Source organism: Sporosarcina oncorhynchi (genome assembly GCF_033304615.1).
Lineage (GTDB): Bacteria > Bacillota > Bacilli > Bacillales_A > Planococcaceae > Sporosarcina > Sporosarcina oncorhynchi.
This window is the reverse complement of the sequence record NZ_CP129118.1, coordinates 3,157,752-3,173,437: the sequence shown is the minus strand read 5'-3', so window position 1 is coordinate 3,173,437 and position 15,686 is coordinate 3,157,752. Positions and strand designations below refer to the sequence as shown.

Below are 15,686 nucleotides of genomic sequence, written 5' to 3'. Positions count from 1 at the left end.
TTTGAAGGAGGGTAAATGAATGATCGAGATTGAGAAACCGAAGATTGAAACAGTTATGATCAACGAAGATTCCAAGTTTGGTAAGTTTATTATTGAACCTCTGGAACGTGGATACGGAAATACTTTAGGTAATTCCTTACGCCGCGTGCTTCTTTCCTCATTACCAGGTGCTGCCGTTACTTCTATCCAGATCGACGGAGTTCTTCATGAATTCTCTACAATTGAAGGTGTCGTCGAAGACGTTGCAACAATTATTTTGAATGTGAAGCAACTTGCTCTCAAAATCTATTCAGATGATGAGAAAGTGATTGAAATAGATGTGAAGGGTGAAGGCAAGGTGACAGCAGCAGATATCACGCATGACAGTGATGTTGAAGTGCTGAATCCGGATCTTCAAATTGCTACCCTAGGTAAGAATGGACACTTGCGCATGCGTATGTATGCTGTTCGTGGCCGTGGATATGCACCTTCCGATCAAAACAAACGTGAGGATCTTGCGATTGGTGTAATTCCGATCGACTCTATTTACACTCCAGTTTCACGCGTCAATTTCCAAGTCGAGAATACTCGCGTTGGTCAAAGTACAAACTTTGACAAGTTGACGTTTGATATTTGGACAGATGGTAGCATCGGTCCGAAAGAAGCTGTTTCGCTTGGAGCCAAAATCCTGACGGAGCATCTGAACATTTTTGTTGGTATGACTGACGAAGCACAAACTGCAGAAATCATGGTGGAAAAAGAAGAGGACCAAAAAGAAAAAGTGCTTGAGATGACTATCGAAGAGCTCGATCTTTCTGTGCGATCTTACAACTGCCTGAAACGTGCAGGCATCAACACAGTACTTGAACTTGCTAACAAGTCCGAGGATGAAATGATGAAAGTGCGCAACCTAGGCCGTAAATCACTTGAAGAAGTGAAGGCTAAATTGGACGAGTTGAACTTAGAGTTACGCTCGGAAGATTAAGAACAATTGAATTGAAGGAGGTAAACTTCTATGGGTTACAGAAAACTTGGACGCACAAGTTCACAACGTAAAGCAATGCTTCGCGACTTAGCGACAGACCTTATCGTACATGAGCGCATCCAAACAACTGAAGCGCGTGCGAAAGAATTGCGTTCAGTCGTTGAAAAGATGATCACTCTTGGTAAACGTGGGGACTTGCATGCACGTCGTCAAGCAGCACAATTTATTCGTCGTGAGTTAGTAATGACTGAAGACGAAGAAGGCAATGAAAAAGAAATCTTTGCTATTCAAAAATTGTTTGATAACGTTGCACCACGCTACACAGATCGCCAAGGCGGTTACACACGCATCATGAAAATGGGACCTCGTCGTGGAGACGGAGCACCTGTTGTAGTAATTGAATTAGTTTAATTACAACTTATATAAATACATTGAAGGGTGTGTCTGTCATACGCACAGCCACACCCTTTTCATTAACATATTTATACGACAAAATATTAAAAGCTGAGCGTTACGATCGACGGTTTAGCCGATTGGTCTAGCTCTACGCATCTCATCCGCTGGTCCGGATTGAGCACCCGGCATCAGAATAGACTTGAGCGCATTTCTTCGGATGAGGTGCGCGCTTTTTTTATTTAATAAAATAAAAAAATGGACAAATCAATCTTTTATACATAGGAAACGAAATGCTGGAGGTGAATGATGTGAAGGAAATACTATCTTTGGATCATATATCATATACATACGAATCTGAGGACGAGGAACCACGCAAAGCGATTGATGATGTGTCATTTACTGTACAGGATGGTGAATGGATTGCCATTGTCGGCCATAACGGTTCAGGGAAATCGACTTTGGCCAAGCTGATGATCGGCCTCATGTATCCCGATGAAGGGAAAGTGCATGTTTTCCTTGAAGAGTTGAATGCGGATACGGTTTGGGAAATTCGTTCGAGAATGGGAATTGTCTTTCAAAATCCGGATAACCAATTCGTTGGGTCTACTGTGCAAGACGATGTCGCTTTTGCACTTGAGAATAACGGTGTTCCTTACGAGAAGATGGTGCCCCGTGTACATGAGTCACTTGCACAAGTTAAGATGGAGGCATTTCTGGATCATGAACCACATCATTTATCCGGCGGACAGAAACAACGCGTTGCAATAGCAGGTGCCTTAGCTTTACGGCCGCAGATGCTTATCCTGGACGAAGCAACTTCCATGCTTGACCCGCAAGGACGCGAAGAAGTCATTCGAGTTGTGGATGAATTGAAAAACGCGACGGGTTTGACAGTACTTTCTATTACACATGATTTGGAAGAAGTACTGCTTGCAGACAGAGTCATCGTCATGAATGAAGGAAAAGTAATGATGACAGGCAAGCCGGAGGAAATCTTTGCCCATGGAGATCAATTGGAGTCTATCGGATTGGACTTACCCTTTGCCTTAAGGGTGTCACGTGAACTTCGTAAAAGAGGTATTGGCATTCAAGGGGAACATATGACAGAAAAAGAGTTGGTGAATGAATTATGGACATCTCATTTCAACAAGTAAGCTATTCATACGCAGCGGGGACACCATTTGAAAAGCGTGCTCTATATGATGTGAATGGTTCAATTAAGTCGGGTTCATTCACTGCGATCATCGGACATACGGGTTCAGGTAAGTCTACCTTGCTTCTTCATTTGAATGGATTGCTTAAACCGACGGATGGTGTTGTCCGTGTGGGTGATGTGAATATTACTTCACGTACAAAGTCTAAAGAACTGAAATCGATCCGCAAACATGTAGGCATCGTTTTCCAGTTTCCTGAACATCAGCTGTTTGAAGAGACGGTAGAAAAAGACATCATGTTTGGACCGATGAATTTCGGTGTGCCGGCAGATGAAGCAAGACGTCGGGCGCATGAACTTATTAAACTGCTTGGTTTACCTGAAGATTTGGCACAGAAATCACCATTTGATTTGTCGGGCGGACAGATGCGACGGGTCGCCATTGCGGGAGTTCTTGCATTTAAACCATCCATTCTCATTTTGGACGAACCTACCGCAGGATTGGATCCGAGAGGCCGCAAGGAAATCATGGAATTGTTCTATACGTTACATAAAGAACAAAACTTGACGACAATTCTTGTAACGCACAGCATGGAAGACGCTGCCCGGTATGCAGATGAGATTCTTGTCATGCACGAAGGACGCTCTGTCATGGCAGGAACGCCTGAAGAGGTTTTCGGAGACGTTGATACGCTTAGTGAATACCGCCTTAGCTTGCCGCGCTCAGTGGCGTTTCAGAAGGATATTGAAAAGTTGTTCGGAAGAAGTATTGGTAAATTGGCGTTAACTGAAGAACAGCTTGCTTCATCTATCGCAGATGCGCTCCAGGAAGAAGGTGAGCGCTAATGTTGGAAAAGATGATATTTGGACGGTACGTGCCGGGGAATTCTTTTGTCCACAAGCTTGATCCGAGGTCAAAGCTATTATTTGTCTTTCTGTTCATTATTGCGGTCTTCCTTGCAAACAATACGATCACTTATGGTTTATTATTGGCTTTCACTGTATTGGTTATCCTTATCGCTAGAATCCGCTTCTACTTTTTGTTCAACGGATTAAAACCAATTCTATTTCTAATTGTCTTCACCTTACTCATGCATTTCATCTTCACAAAAGAAGGGGCATTGCTGTTTGAGTGGAAGTTCATAAAAATTTATGAAGAGGGAATTAGGCAAGGGATATACATTTCTGTCAGGTTCCTCGTTCTTGTTCTCATGACGACGGTGCTGACGTTGACGACATCACCGATCTCGATAACGGATGGAATGGAGACATTGCTCAATCCGTTTAAAAAACTGAAATTGCCTGTACACGAATTGGCTTTGATGATGTCCATATCTCTTCGTTTCATCCCAACATTGATGGATGAAACGGATAAAATCCTGAAAGCGCAACTTGCACGTGGATCGGATTTGACAAGTGGGACGGTCAAAGAGCGAATACGTGCCGTCGTACCACTTCTTGTTCCGTTGTTCGTCAGCGCCTTCAAACGCGCAGAAGATCTTGCGATTGCCATGGAAGTGAGAGGTTACCGGGGCGGCGAAGGCAGGACACGCTATCGCCAGCTTGCTTGGAAGGGCCGCGATACATTTGTCATTATTCTATTCGTTATACTCGTAGCCGTTCTCGTCTGGTTAAGAGGGGGGAATTGAGTGAAACGTGTAAAAGCGACTGTTGCTTATGATGGGACAAATTTTTCAGGCTATCAATCACAGCCAGGTATGCGGACAGTTCAGGCAGAAATCGACAAAGCTTTGCGGAAAATCCACAAAGAGGACTCGGTCTTTTCTGTCGCAAGCGGACGGACGGATGCTGGTGTTCATGCGTGGGGACAGGTGATTCATTTTGACACGCCGCTCGGCTTGCCGTTGGATCGTTGGAAGACGGCACTCAATGTTTTATTGCCAAGAGACGTGAGAATCCTGGATGCGGTTTTTGTGGATGATGATTTCCATGCACGCTATTCTGCAACGGGTAAAACGTATCAGTTTAAATGGTCATCGAGTGAAGTGCAAAGTCCGTTTGAACGGAATTATGCAGTTCATTTAGAGAGATGGCGACCTGATATCGAGCGTATGCGGGAAGCAGCGCAATACTTTATCGGCACTCACGACTTTACAAGTTACTGTTCTTCCAAGACCGCTACATCGAATAAAGTACGAACGGTCAGGGAATTGACGCTCCAACGTAAAGGCGAGGAACTGATTATGACGATTGAAGGCGACGGATTTTTATACAATATGGTTCGAACGATTGCGGGAATGCTTTTTGCTGTCGGAATCGGTTGGAATGAACCGATTGACTTGAAAGAAATACTTGAAGCGAAAGACCGAAATAAGGCTGGCAAAACCGCACCAGCACACGGTTTGTATCTAATGAATGTGACGTATGATAAGTGAGTCAACTTTTCCAGGTGTTTTCTAGAAAATCGCTTGACTTATTTTCAAATTCAGGATAAGATGATAAATGGTATTTCAATAACCCCACAATAAGCCCCGGAATGTTTATTTGTGTTTAGGGATATAGAAAACGGAACAGATTGATATTTTTAGGAGGAAACAATACATGCGTACAACATTCATGGCTAAAGGTCACGAAGTAGAGCGTAAATGGCTCGTTGTCGACGCTGAAGGACAGACGCTTGGTCGTCTTGCTTCTGAAGTTGCATCTATTTTGCGCGGCAAACATAAACCTACGTTCACACCACACGTTGACACTGGCGATCACGTCATCATCATCAACGCTGAGAAAATCCAACTGTCAGGTAACAAGTTGAAAGATAAAATCTACTATCGCCACTCTGGCTATACTGGTAATCTGAAACAACGTACTGCTTTGGAAATGCGTACTAACTACCCAACTAAGATGTTGGAACTTGCGATTAAAGGGATGCTTCCAAAAGGTCCACTAGGTCGTCAAACAATCAAGAAACTTCACGTCTATGCTGGATCGGAACATCCACATACGGCACAAAAACCAGAAGCATTCGAGCTTATTGGATAATTAAGAGGAGGAAACACCTTTGGCACAAGTACAATATATCGGCACTGGCCGTCGTAAAAGCTCAGTAGCTCGTGTACGTCTCGTTCCTGGCGAAGGCAAAATTGTCGTCAACAACCGTGACGTAGAAGACTACGTACCATTTGAAACACTTCGTGAAGTGATCAAGCAGCCGCTTGTAGCTACACAAACACTTGGCAGCTATGATATCCATGTAAACGTCAATGGCGGCGGATACACAGGACAAGCTGGCGCAATTCGTCACGGTGTCGCACGTGCTCTACTTACTGTAGACCCTGACTTCCGTGGTACATTGAAAGCAGCAGGTCTGCTTACACGTGATTCACGTATGAAAGAACGTAAGAAGCCAGGTCTTCGCGGCGCTCGTCGTGCACCTCAGTTCTCAAAACGTTAATCGATTTTCAACTCAACAATACAGCCTCTTCCCGATTTTTCGGGGAGAGGTTTTTGTGTTTTAATTGAATGGGGTGAGATTGAAATGGTGACCATTAAACAGGGGTATAAAAATGCCGTTATTGTCGTTCATGAAATTTATGGACTCAATCAACATATTCGGGAATTTTGTGGACATTTATCTGCACTGGGTTTTGATGTTTATTGTCCAAGCTTATTGAACCGTGATGAATCTTATCGATATGATGAGGAACAATTGGCATATCGTAATTTCATGGAGAATATAGGCTTTGTAGAGGCGGCCAAAACGGTGAAACAGTTGGCAATTGATATTGAACAATCCTATGAGAAAATATTTGTTGTCGGTTATAGTGTGGGGGCTACAGTTGCTTGGCTTTGTGGCAATAAAAAAATGATCAAAGGAATCATTGGCTATTATGGATCGCGCATTAGAGATTATCTAGACAAACCGCCGGAATGCCCCACACTGTTGTTCTTTCCGAAAGAAGAAAACTCTTTTGATGTTAACCGGCTAATTACATCAATTGATGCCGGCAACATCGAAATATATACATTTGAACGAAAACATGGGTTTGGTGATCCCTACAGCCCGAATTATCAATCGATGTCAGCAAGTAAAGCATTTAACCAAATGGCTGATTTTCTTTTAAAGCATTCTACTCGGTCTTAGCGATTAACAGCTTTCTTATTCTTTTCGTTTCCAAATCTGCTATTCTAACGGGTATTGGCAACCGGCTATCTTTATTGATTAAGCTAAGTGTAAATTCTGTGGCAGTGTCTAAATCTATAAAGTTGCCACAAGAAATGAAAATAGGCCGGACGTCTTTATGTGAGCGAAGTGCCCTTCCAAGTACTTCGTTTCCTATAGTAATATTTTCAAATGCACCCACTTCGTTCTTCGGAATCTCAAAGTAGGCATCATTGACTTTAAAGTAACTCTTTGCAATTCCTATAGTTGGCTTATGAACAAAAAAGGAAGCGTGTGTAGCAATTCCCATACGAAGCGGATGTAAATAACCATTACCATCAAACATATATAAATCAGGTGCAATCGTTAGTTTCTTTACGGTTTCGATAATAAGTGGAAGTTCCCTGAACGCTAAATAACCAGGGATATATGGAACTGTGACCTTGCCGCTGCTAAACGCTTTTTCAATTACTTTCAGTGTGACAGAATCAATGATGATTATACTGCATATTCCCCATTCAATTCCTTCATCTAGCCAATATGCAATATCTACTCCTGCAATGTATTTAAAATTGTTTGTGTTTAGAGTGGTTGTCAGATCGACTTTTTTGGAAAGAGACTCCTGAATGGATTTGAAAAGTTCTATTTTTACGGGTAGCTGGTGTATATAATGAACTTTCATAGTATCTTAATCCCCACTTTTTTAATGTAATTTCGTTAAGCTTTTTTATAGACTGTATACCTACGGGAGTATATGATAGAGCTATAGTCAAGACTTTAATCATCAGAGGAGGTTTTTGGAATGAAGGAAATAACAACAACTGAATTACAAGCAAAACTTGAGAATGGTGAGACCGTGCATATGATTGATGTACGTGAAGATGAAGAAGTGGCTGAAGGCATTATTGAAGGCGCAGTCCATATTCCATTAGGTGAAATACCCAATCGTATGGAAGAACTTGATAAGCAAACCCCTTATGTGATGATCTGTCGTTCTGGAGGTCGTAGCGGCCGCGCTACGGAGTTTTTATCGGGTAACGGATATAACGTAACGAATATGACGGGCGGCATGTTAGAATGGTCTGGTGAGGTTAAGTGACAGTGAGTAAAAAGAAGCCATGACGGCTTCTTTTTTTATTCTGAAATTGACAATACAACGCATTCATATCTTTTCCTACAATTACGTATAGTGATGGAAAAAGGCGGTGTGTATGTTGAAACGATGGCTGGTCATTGGTTTATTGTTTGCGACTTCTCTTCTTGTTGTCGTGTACGGAGTGAAAGCTTCGGATCGGGGATTTTTCATGCCTGAGCAGCTAGGCGGGGTGAAGATTGTCATTGATCCGGGGCATGGCGGATTAGACGGTGGTGCTTCTGTTGGTGAAGTGGTAGAACGTGATATTACACTGAGCATCGCGCATGAGCTAAAGAAGAAGCTTGAAAAGAAAGGTGCTGTCATTGTCATGACCCGGGAAAAAGGCGGAGATGCCATTGCGGAGCATGCGCCGAATGAGAAATTCAGCACGACACGTCAACGGAAGATGGCCGATTTAAAATTACGCGAAACCATTGCAATCGAAGAAGACCCGGATATGTTTTTAAGTGTCCATGTCAACGCGATTCCTGAAGAAAGATGGAGAGGTTCACAAGTGTTTTATCATGCAGAAGGACATGAAGGTGGCGAGCTATTGGCGAAATCCATACAAAGTTCGTTTGTAGAAAATCTTCAAAACACAGATCGGGAAGCGATGGCAATTAAAGGAGTTTATTTATTGAAAAAGGTGCCGATGCCTTCTGTCCTTATCGAAACAGGCTTCATTTCCAATCCCGAAGAGCGCAAGTTGCTGATGGATCCTGCCTATCACGCAAAAGTGGCAGATGCCATCGTTGAAGGAATCATTCTATTCCATACATCTGAGCAAAATTGAAGGCATATCACCATTTGAAAAAGAATCACTATGGTATACTTGGAATAGATTGAATTACCTTCTAAGGAGTGGCCATATTGTTAAATGAACAGATTATCCGTGATGTTGTAGGCGAATTGAAAGATCCATTTTTACATAAAACTTTGGCGGAAACTGATGGGATTGTAAGTGTGACTATCAAGCCAGAGAAGCAGCATGTCAGTGTAAAATTGGCTCTCGCTAAAATCAACACGGCAGAACAGATGACATTACAAATGAAAGTAGTGGAAGTGATCAAAGCGGCAGGTGCAGATTCTGTCGGCATCCGTTTTGAAGAATTACCTCCGGAAACACTTGAAAAGTTTCGTGGGACAGTAACGGAATCTGAAGCACAAGATCTCTTATCCCCACTGAATGATATTGAATTCATCTCGATTGCGTCCGGGAAAGGCGGCGTCGGAAAATCAACGGTATCCGTGAACTTGGCTGTCGGTCTCGCTAGACTGGGCAAAAAAGTTGGGTTGATCGATGCGGACATTTATGGATTCAGTGTGCCGGACATGATGGGTATTACTGAACTACCAGTCATTCGTGAAGACCGCATCATACCTGTCGAGCGTTTTGGAGTCAAAGTGATTTCCATGGGCTTCTTTGTCGAAGACAATGCGCCTGTCGTTTGGCGTGGCCCGATGCTCGGGAAAGTACTAGATCAGTTCTTCCGCGATGTGGATTGGGGAGATCTCGATTACCTCATTCTCGATTTGCCACCAGGTACAGGTGATGTAGCACTTGATATTCACCAAATGATTCCATCTTCTAAAGAAATTGTTGTGACGACACCGCATCCGACTGCAGCATTCGTCGCAGCTCGCGCAGGTGCCATGGCATTGCAAACGGAGCACACGTTGCTCGGCGTTATCGAAAATATGGCTTGGTTCCAATCTTCGGCAACGGGCGAAAAAGAATACGTATTTGGCAAAGGTGGCGGTACGCGTCTTGCTGAAGAATTGCGCACTGAATTGCTTGGACAGATTCCACTCGGACAGCCTGACTGGAGTGAAACTGATTTTGCGCCTTCTGTTTATGCAAAAGACCATCCAATCGGTCAAACTTACGCAACCATCGCGCAAAATGTTATTGAAATGACTTCTAAGTAAACGAATAAAAGAAAGCGGGGAGGTCATTTACCTCCGCCGCTTTTTTCTTTTTGATCTCCTGATTGATCTGAATTATCTCCGCCACTTCCACCCCCGGATTCTTCGCCTTTTGCAGAAGAGGTCACTTCGCCCGCTTTTAAAATCAACTCTTGCCATTTTGCTTTCATCAACGGATTATTAATCGTATCTTCAACGGATTTTTCAATCTCCTTTTTCATGTTAGAGGACTTCAAAATCGTTTCTAATTGCTTCTGCATATCGGCCTGACCAAAAAATGATTCCATCTCTTTCAAGAAAGATGAGTCATTCATCAGATTCGACATAATATCCTGCTGTTGCTCTTTCATGCTTTTTGCGATGGACTCCGTGAACTTCGGATCTTCAAAAGCATGTTTCCAGAAATCCTCACCCTTTTTCGACAACAATATATCTTCAATGGACTTCTTCACTTCGGGCTGCTCCAGCACAATCAGTTCCCGGAATTCGGGATCAGCGAACATTTTTCGGATAGCTTTTTTGCCATCTTCCGTTTGTAAAGCATCTGTCATCATTTTTTTCATCTCGTCGTAGTTCGGGCTTTGTGCTTGTTGGCTACAACTTGCAAGTAGAAAGACGAGAAGTAGGCAATAAACCCATTTTTTCTTCATGGAATCAAAATCCCTTCGGTTAGCTATTTCAATTATTGTTCACAATATAAGAAGGAATATGCATGAATCGTGCAATGAAATAGATTTTTGCACAAAACGTTGATACACTATTGAAAGCAATTGAAAACGGGGGAACACTATCGTGACCATACGAAATTGGGTTAAATTCTTTTTTAATGCCTTGCTAATAGGAGGAGCTGTCACGGCGGTCGTTGGTTTGATCGTACGTTGGGAGTTTTTCTCGCAATTTTTATCCGACGGCGAGTACTTTCAATTCATAAGTGCTTTCGTTTGGATGATCTTTTTAGGATTCACTATGAGTGTCGTCGCCCAAATGGGATTCTTCGCCTATTTGACAGTCCATCAATTCGGCGTCAATATGTTCAAAACGCTGACATTATGGAATTGGGTACAGATGCTAATCATCGCCGTTGTACTTTTTGACCTCGTCTTTTTCCGATTTAAATTGACAGAAGGCGATACGGGGCGAACAATTCTTTACTTAACCTTGCTGTTTTCATTATTGGCGGTGTCGGCTGTAACAGCTTATTTCAAAGCGCAATGGACAAAGAAGCACGCGCTTATATCGGCGTTGTTCTTTATGATTGTCATCACCACACTTGAATGGTTACCGGCACTAATGGTGCGTTCAGGCAATATAGATACATGGGTCACCATCTTATTATTCCCGCTTCTGGCCGTTAATGCATATCAGATTCTAATGCTGCCGAAGTATAATCGTCAATCAGACGAGGACAAAGCAAAACTGGATGCACGCAGAAAAGCCCGCAGAGACGCTGCTCAGAATTCAACAAAGGCAAAGGGTAAAGCTGTGAAAAAAGCAAGATAACCTAAAAAGGCACAACTTCCACATACAAAATGGGAGCTGTGCCTTATTTTTTTAATAAACCCCTCACTAATCTCAACAAAAGTCCAATAATCCTATAAAAAATCCATAATGAAGTCTAAAACTCCATAACGTCTTACAAAAGTCCATAACTTCATTTAAAAGTCCATAAACGCCCATAACGTCGCTTCATTCAGGTATCCTTTTCGTTTTAACGGACATCGTAAATAGGACGTTTTCCAAAGCTTGATATTGTCGCGTCTCATTCAACTTTTTCAAAGAAGCTAGACGGATACGTTCTTCCCGATGGTGAGGCAAAGAAATGATTTCTCCTTCAAGGACTGGAGGTGGTTCACCATCGAGCCATTTCACAGTAGAGCCTAATGCATTCACTTCGATATCCCATAAAGCATTGCGTAAGGATAAAGGGAATTGTTCATCTGAAGTCCTGAACCATAAAGGCTTTGTGCCGAAATGAGCATCGAACTGTTCAATCTGTTCCATCAATGCCGGTATGTTCTTTTCGTATTCCTCTCCGGCATGTCCTAAAAGCCCGACCGGGATATTTTTCTTTTTAATCAAAGCGATGATATCGGGAAATCGCTCTGCCCATTCCATATCCAAAAAGAGCACAGGATAGGGTGTTTGCAATTCGCGGATTAATTGTTCGACTTCATCCTCTCCGAATGAAATATTAATCGTCAATGCAGAACCCGATATTCCACGAACAATCACTTCTCCAGGTTCATCAGTCAACCGAAAGACCGCCTTCAACGAATCAGCCCCAGGTATTTGAGTGAAAAATAGTACAACCGCAGTGAGAATCACTGTAAGAACGAATAATTTTACTTTCAAAACGCACGTCACATCCCCTTTACAACAAAATCTATAAAGCATTTTATGATAGTGCCTTGACCATTATGAATCCTTCATGATACTATAATGAAGTCTTCACAAGAGAAGTTAAAAAGTAGTTGATTTCCGCCAGGATCTTAGCTATAATAAGTCTTGTCGTTGGAAAATAAAAAAATAATATATTATTCCGCAGTAGCTCAGTGGTAGAGCAATCGGCTGTTAACCGATCGGTCGTAGGTTCGAGTCCTACCTGCGGAGCCATTTTTTTTATGCTTCCATAGCTCAGTAGGTAGAGTGCTTCCATGGTAAGGAAGAGGTCACCGGTTCGAATCCGGTTGGAAGCTTCTGATAAGAATTCAGACGGTTTCCTATATGAAAAGCAAGGCGCTTTTTTTATGTCTTCGAATTGTTAAATCGACCTAACTAGCGGCGCAAAGCAAAATTATTGAAGTAAAAAAGAAAATGGACTTGCACACTCTTCGTAAGTTTGCTAATATAGCATTTGTGCGATTCGTCAAAAATATTGACGAGTATCTGCCTTATTATAAAGGCCCCTTGGTCAAGCGGTTAAGACACCGCCCTTTCACGGCGGTAACACGGGTTCGAATCCCGTAGGGGTCACCATGTTTTTTATAATCATACACAATAACTTTGGTGGGGTAGCGAAGTGGCTAAACGCGGCGGACTGTAAATCCGCTCCCTCCGGGTTCGGCGGTTCGAATCCGTCCCCCACCACCATTTTATTTAAAAAAAAATCCGTTACTCATATTTATTACAATTGGGGTATAGCCAAGCGGTAAGGCAACGGACTTTGACTCCGTCATTCGTTGGTTCGAATCCAGCTACCCCAGCCAATCTTTTTTAACGAGAAGCGTTAAAAAAGATTTGCGAAAAATACCGCAAGGTATTTTGAGCACTGAGGTTTTATAATGAAACGAGAAGCGTTAAAAAAGATTTGCGAAAAATACCGCAAGGTATTTTGAGCACTGAGGTTTTATAATGAAACGAGAAGCGTTAAAAAAGATTTGCGAAAAATACCGCAAGGTATTTTGAGCACAAAGGTTTTAATGACAAGAAAAAATCAGGTAAAAAGAGCGAGCACAAAGGTTTGAATAACAAAAAGAAACCAAGTGAAAAGAGCAAGCACAAAGATTTTAATAACAAAAAGAAAAAACCTATATAAGCTTGAAAAGAGACTTTCACTATCCAAAACTACATACATTGAAAAATACCCCTAAACCCTTATGTATCTTATAAGGATTTTTTTATTGCCAAAAATCCTCTATCTTCTCCGCTACACCGAATAATCATTTTCTACGTAAAACTTCAAATAATGTACAAACAAGAAGAATGTATTGAGTAATGCTAGAGAGTATGATAAAAAGTAGTGTAAGTTACCTCAGCTACCTACCATATCCAATTGCGCCATACTCATACACGACTATATAGCAGAAAGGATCAGTGAATCGCTATGGATGAACATATCCCACTCATACAACAGATGGCGAATTCAATGAACGACAAGGAATTCGAAGACACCCTCGAAGATCTAGCCAGCGCACTTGATAAGTCCGTCATAATTGCTATTACGGATCGAACCGGGAAAATAACGTATGTGAACACCCTCTTCTTAAAAATGTCCCAATACCGGGCAGAAGAACTGTTAGGTCAAACGCATTCAATTGTAAATTCCGGTTATCATCCACGTTCTTATTTCAAAAATATGTGGGCGACAATTGGGAAGGGTGAAATGTGGCATGGTGAACTTCGCAACCGTGCAAAAGATGGTTCGATCTATTGGGTGGATACTAAAATCATTCCTATCCTCAACGATGCGGGTGTTCCTGTCCGCTATATTTCGATCCGCTACGATATAACAGAACGTAAAATGATAGAGGAAAAAAGTCGAATAGATGCCGAAATATATAGATTGATCACGGAAAACGCTTTGGATTTCATCTCGGTAATCGATCCGGATGGTGCATTCAAGTATGTATCACCTACACATGCTAAAATGTTGGATTTGCAGAAACTAACAAGTGGTGACATCTATGACATTATCGAAGAAGCAGATCGATTAACATTCGAAGAAGCACTTCATATGGCTAAGCGTACTACTGACGCTGTCTCAGTGGAATTTCAAGTCAAAGATAAAGCCAATTGTCTTCACACCATGCTAGCCAGTCTGAAATTCATACGGCAAGAAGGACAGTACTTGAACTGTGTCGTTGTCTCCATGCATGACATTACAGTACAAAAAGAATCTGAAACGATTATTCAGGATCTATCATACAAAGATCAATTGACATCATTACTAAACCGTACCGCCTTCAGTAAGAGGTTATACGACCGCTTGCAGACCGAAAAACGAAAGGGTACTTCGATTAGCCTTGTCTACTTAAACATCGATCGTTTGCGCTATGTGAATGATTCATACGGTCAAGATACTGGGGATTATGTGCTGTCTGTTGTAGCGGATCGTTTAAAAAAGGCTTTAAGCAAAGAGGATCTGATCGGTCGCATCTCAGGCGATGAATTTGCCTTTACAATTTTGAAAGCGGCGGACGAAGAAACAGCTGAACGATTGACGAAAGACATTAAAGAGAAACTGGAAGAACCAATTCTTATGGCTGAGAAAACAAACAGTATATCAATCAGTTGTGGAATGGTGATGTATCCAGAGCACGCTCAAACACCATCCGAACTTATTACGAAAGCGGAAAAAGCTCTTCATTTCGTAAAAGAGCATGGCGGCGGCGGAGTGAAGATGTACGAACCTGGCACAGCAACGAAAACACTCGAACGGATTTTGTTGGAAAATGAACTGCGGAAAAGTGTCCAAATGGGGCATTTCACCTTGGAATACCAACCGAAAATGAACTTATACCACGGGGAACTGTCTGGTGTGGAAGCGTTGGTAAGATGGAATCATCCGGATTTAGGACGTATTCCCCCGGATAAATTCATTCCCATTGCGGAAGAGACGAAAATCATCTTGCCACTCGGAGAATGGATTTTACGGGAAGCTTGTAAACAAGCTTACAACTGGCAACAGCGGGGGTACAAGCCGTTTCGAATCGCTGTCAATATGTCAGCAGTTCAACTGGATGAACCAACGATCGTTGAAACAATTCAACGAATTTTAACGGAAGAAAAAGTCAGTCCGGAGTTCATCGAACTGGAGCTAACTGAAACATCATTCGCGGACCGCGTGGAAATGCGCCATACGATTCAACGTATCCGGGATATCGGTATCCAAGTGGCTATTGACGACTTTGGCACAGGGTACAGCACCTTTAGTTATATTAAAGAGTTACCTGCGGATATACTTAAAATCGACATGTCATTCATCCGTGATATCGACGTGAACGAAAACAGCCGTGCGATTGTTAAAGCGATCGTTACATTGGCTGCTACTGCGGGTCTTGAAGTAATTGCAGAAGGTGTTGAAACCGAAAAGCAAGCGAACGTACTTATTGAGCTCGGTTGCTTAGAAGGACAAGGCTATTTTTACAGTAAACCATTGCCCGCGGAAGAATGTGAGTTTATGATTCCAAAAATCGACGAATGAATAAATATTCGTAAAATTGTCTGGTTGAGCCATTTCTAATTAGGATTTACAATAGGAATGGTAAGGGAG

General features: G+C 42.2%; 17 protein-coding genes and 5 tRNA genes. 19 read left to right on the top strand and 3 right to left on the bottom strand.

Annotation, left to right across the window (positions count from 1 at the left end; genetic code table 11):
• The first annotated feature begins 19 nt into the window (after positions 1-19).
• The 9 genes from QWT69_RS15660 to QWT69_RS15620 all read left to right on the top strand — a co-directional run bounded on the left by QWT69_RS15660 (position 20) and on the right by QWT69_RS15620 (position 6,615).
• Entirely contained in the window at positions 20-964 is a 945-nt protein-coding gene (locus tag QWT69_RS15660) for a DNA-directed RNA polymerase subunit alpha (protein WP_317967222.1), read from the top strand.
• Positions 965-994: 30 nt separating this feature from the next.
• Complete coding sequence (rplQ, locus tag QWT69_RS15655) at positions 995-1,375, top strand: 50S ribosomal protein L17 (RefSeq protein WP_317967220.1); 381 nt, start codon at positions 995-997, stop codon at positions 1,373-1,375.
• A 293-nt stretch (positions 1,376-1,668) separates the two neighbouring features.
• A complete protein-coding gene (locus QWT69_RS15650) occupies positions 1,669-2,514 on the top strand; it encodes an energy-coupling factor ABC transporter ATP-binding protein (RefSeq protein WP_317967218.1) in 846 nt (281 codons plus the stop codon).
• On the top strand, positions 2,490-3,359 hold the full coding sequence (locus tag QWT69_RS15645; RefSeq protein ID WP_317967216.1) for an energy-coupling factor ABC transporter ATP-binding protein: 870 nt from the start codon (positions 2,490-2,492) through the stop codon (positions 3,357-3,359). The genes QWT69_RS15650 and QWT69_RS15645 overlap by 25 nt, the downstream gene beginning before the upstream one ends.
• On the top strand, positions 3,359-4,162 hold the full coding sequence (locus QWT69_RS15640) for an energy-coupling factor transporter transmembrane component T family protein (protein WP_317967214.1): 804 nt from the start codon (positions 3,359-3,361) through the stop codon (positions 4,160-4,162). The genes QWT69_RS15645 and QWT69_RS15640 overlap by 1 nt, the downstream gene beginning before the upstream one ends.
• A complete protein-coding gene (truA, locus tag QWT69_RS15635; protein WP_317967212.1) occupies positions 4,163-4,909 on the top strand; it encodes a tRNA pseudouridine(38-40) synthase TruA in 747 nt (248 codons plus the stop codon).
• 166 nt (positions 4,910-5,075) lie between these two features.
• Positions 5,076-5,513, top strand: a complete 438-nt coding sequence (gene rplM / locus QWT69_RS15630; RefSeq protein WP_317967210.1) for a 50S ribosomal protein L13 — start codon at positions 5,076-5,078, stop codon at positions 5,511-5,513.
• Between the two features lie 19 nt (positions 5,514-5,532).
• A complete protein-coding gene (rpsI, locus tag QWT69_RS15625; RefSeq protein WP_317967208.1) occupies positions 5,533-5,925 on the top strand; it encodes a 30S ribosomal protein S9 in 393 nt (130 codons plus the stop codon).
• 84 nt (positions 5,926-6,009) lie between these two features.
• On the top strand, positions 6,010-6,615 hold the full coding sequence (locus QWT69_RS15620) for a dienelactone hydrolase family protein (protein ID WP_317967206.1): 606 nt from the start codon (positions 6,010-6,012) through the stop codon (positions 6,613-6,615).
• Here QWT69_RS15620 and QWT69_RS15615 read toward each other — a convergent pair.
• On the bottom strand, positions 6,602-7,315 hold the full coding sequence (locus tag QWT69_RS15615; RefSeq protein ID WP_317967204.1) for an endonuclease V: 714 nt from the start codon (positions 7,313-7,315) through the stop codon (positions 6,602-6,604). The genes QWT69_RS15620 and QWT69_RS15615 overlap by 14 nt on opposite strands.
• Before the next feature lie 120 nt (positions 7,316-7,435).
• Here QWT69_RS15615 and QWT69_RS15610 point away from each other — a divergent pair, with 120 nt between their 5' ends.
• The 3 genes from QWT69_RS15610 (at position 7,436) to QWT69_RS15600 (ending at position 9,697) form a co-directional block, all read left to right on the top strand.
• The gene (locus tag QWT69_RS15610) at positions 7,436-7,732 is read left to right on the top strand and encodes a rhodanese-like domain-containing protein (protein ID WP_317967202.1); all 297 of its coding nucleotides are present in this window, start codon (positions 7,436-7,438) and stop codon (positions 7,730-7,732) included.
• A 115-nt stretch (positions 7,733-7,847) separates the two neighbouring features.
• Positions 7,848-8,561, top strand: a complete 714-nt coding sequence (locus QWT69_RS15605) for an N-acetylmuramoyl-L-alanine amidase (RefSeq protein ID WP_317971137.1) — start codon at positions 7,848-7,850, stop codon at positions 8,559-8,561.
• A gap of 77 nt (positions 8,562-8,638) precedes the next feature.
• Complete coding sequence (locus QWT69_RS15600; RefSeq protein WP_317967200.1) at positions 8,639-9,697, top strand: Mrp/NBP35 family ATP-binding protein; 1,059 nt, start codon at positions 8,639-8,641, stop codon at positions 9,695-9,697.
• 23 nt (positions 9,698-9,720) lie between these two features.
• On the opposite strand, the gene gerD is transcribed toward QWT69_RS15600, so the two are convergent.
• Positions 9,721-10,344 carry a spore germination lipoprotein GerD gene (gene gerD / locus QWT69_RS15595; RefSeq protein WP_317967198.1) on the bottom strand — a complete coding sequence of 208 codons (624 nt, stop codon included), beginning with the start codon at positions 10,342-10,344 and terminating at the stop codon, positions 9,721-9,723.
• A 142-nt stretch (positions 10,345-10,486) separates the two neighbouring features.
• Between gerD and QWT69_RS15590 the strand changes: the two genes are divergently transcribed.
• Positions 10,487-11,194: a KinB-signaling pathway activation protein gene (locus QWT69_RS15590; protein WP_317967196.1), complete on the top strand. Its 708-nt coding sequence runs from the start codon at positions 10,487-10,489 to the stop codon at positions 11,192-11,194.
• 186 nt (positions 11,195-11,380) lie between these two features.
• On the opposite strand, the gene QWT69_RS15585 is transcribed toward QWT69_RS15590, so the two are convergent.
• On the bottom strand, positions 11,381-12,046 hold the full coding sequence (locus tag QWT69_RS15585; RefSeq protein ID WP_317967194.1) for a polysaccharide deacetylase family protein: 666 nt from the start codon (positions 12,044-12,046) through the stop codon (positions 11,381-11,383).
• Between the two features lie 186 nt (positions 12,047-12,232).
• Here QWT69_RS15585 and QWT69_RS15580 point away from each other — a divergent pair.
• The 6 genes from QWT69_RS15580 to QWT69_RS15555 all read left to right on the top strand — a co-directional run bounded on the left by QWT69_RS15580 (position 12,233) and on the right by QWT69_RS15555 (position 15,617).
• Positions 12,233-12,307: transfer RNA gene (locus tag QWT69_RS15580), tRNA-Asn, on the top strand.
• A gap of 10 nt (positions 12,308-12,317) precedes the next feature.
• Positions 12,318-12,390, top strand: a tRNA-Thr gene (locus QWT69_RS15575).
• Positions 12,391-12,595: 205 nt separating this feature from the next.
• Positions 12,596-12,670: transfer RNA gene (locus QWT69_RS15570), tRNA-Glu, on the top strand.
• A 29-nt stretch (positions 12,671-12,699) separates the two neighbouring features.
• Positions 12,700-12,784: transfer RNA gene (locus QWT69_RS15565), tRNA-Tyr, on the top strand.
• Positions 12,785-12,825: 41 nt separating this feature from the next.
• A tRNA-Gln gene (locus QWT69_RS15560) sits at positions 12,826-12,900 on the top strand.
• Between the two features lie 617 nt (positions 12,901-13,517).
• Complete coding sequence (locus QWT69_RS15555) at positions 13,518-15,617, top strand: sensor domain-containing protein (protein ID WP_317967192.1); 2,100 nt, start codon at positions 13,518-13,520, stop codon at positions 15,615-15,617.
• Positions 15,618-15,686 lie beyond the last annotated feature (69 nt).

What these genes read in the sequence shown, in the direction of transcription:
- QWT69_RS15620 (WP_317967206.1), top strand. Translation starts at nt 6,010, where the DNA reads ATGGTGACCATTAAACAGGGGTATAAAAATGCCGTTATTGTCGTTCAT.
- QWT69_RS15645 (WP_317967216.1), top strand. Translation starts at nt 2,490, where the DNA reads ATGGACATCTCATTTCAACAAGTAAGCTATTCATACGCAGCGGGGACA.
- rplM (WP_317967210.1), top strand. Translation starts at nt 5,076, where the DNA reads ATGCGTACAACATTCATGGCTAAAGGTCACGAAGTAGAGCGTAAATGG.
- QWT69_RS15640 (WP_317967214.1), top strand. Translation starts at nt 3,359, where the DNA reads ATGTTGGAAAAGATGATATTTGGACGGTACGTGCCGGGGAATTCTTTT.
- QWT69_RS15555 (WP_317967192.1), top strand. Translation starts at nt 13,518, where the DNA reads ATGGATGAACATATCCCACTCATACAACAGATGGCGAATTCAATGAAC.
- gerD (WP_317967198.1), bottom strand. Translation starts at nt 10,344, where the DNA reads ATGAAGAAAAAATGGGTTTATTGCCTACTTCTCGTCTTTCTACTTGCA.
- QWT69_RS15660 (WP_317967222.1), top strand. Translation starts at nt 20, where the DNA reads ATGATCGAGATTGAGAAACCGAAGATTGAAACAGTTATGATCAACGAA.
- QWT69_RS15615 (WP_317967204.1), bottom strand. Translation starts at nt 7,315, where the DNA reads ATGAAAGTTCATTATATACACCAGCTACCCGTAAAAATAGAACTTTTC.
- rplQ (WP_317967220.1), top strand. Translation starts at nt 995, where the DNA reads ATGGGTTACAGAAAACTTGGACGCACAAGTTCACAACGTAAAGCAATG.
- QWT69_RS15610 (WP_317967202.1), top strand. Translation starts at nt 7,436, where the DNA reads ATGAAGGAAATAACAACAACTGAATTACAAGCAAAACTTGAGAATGGT.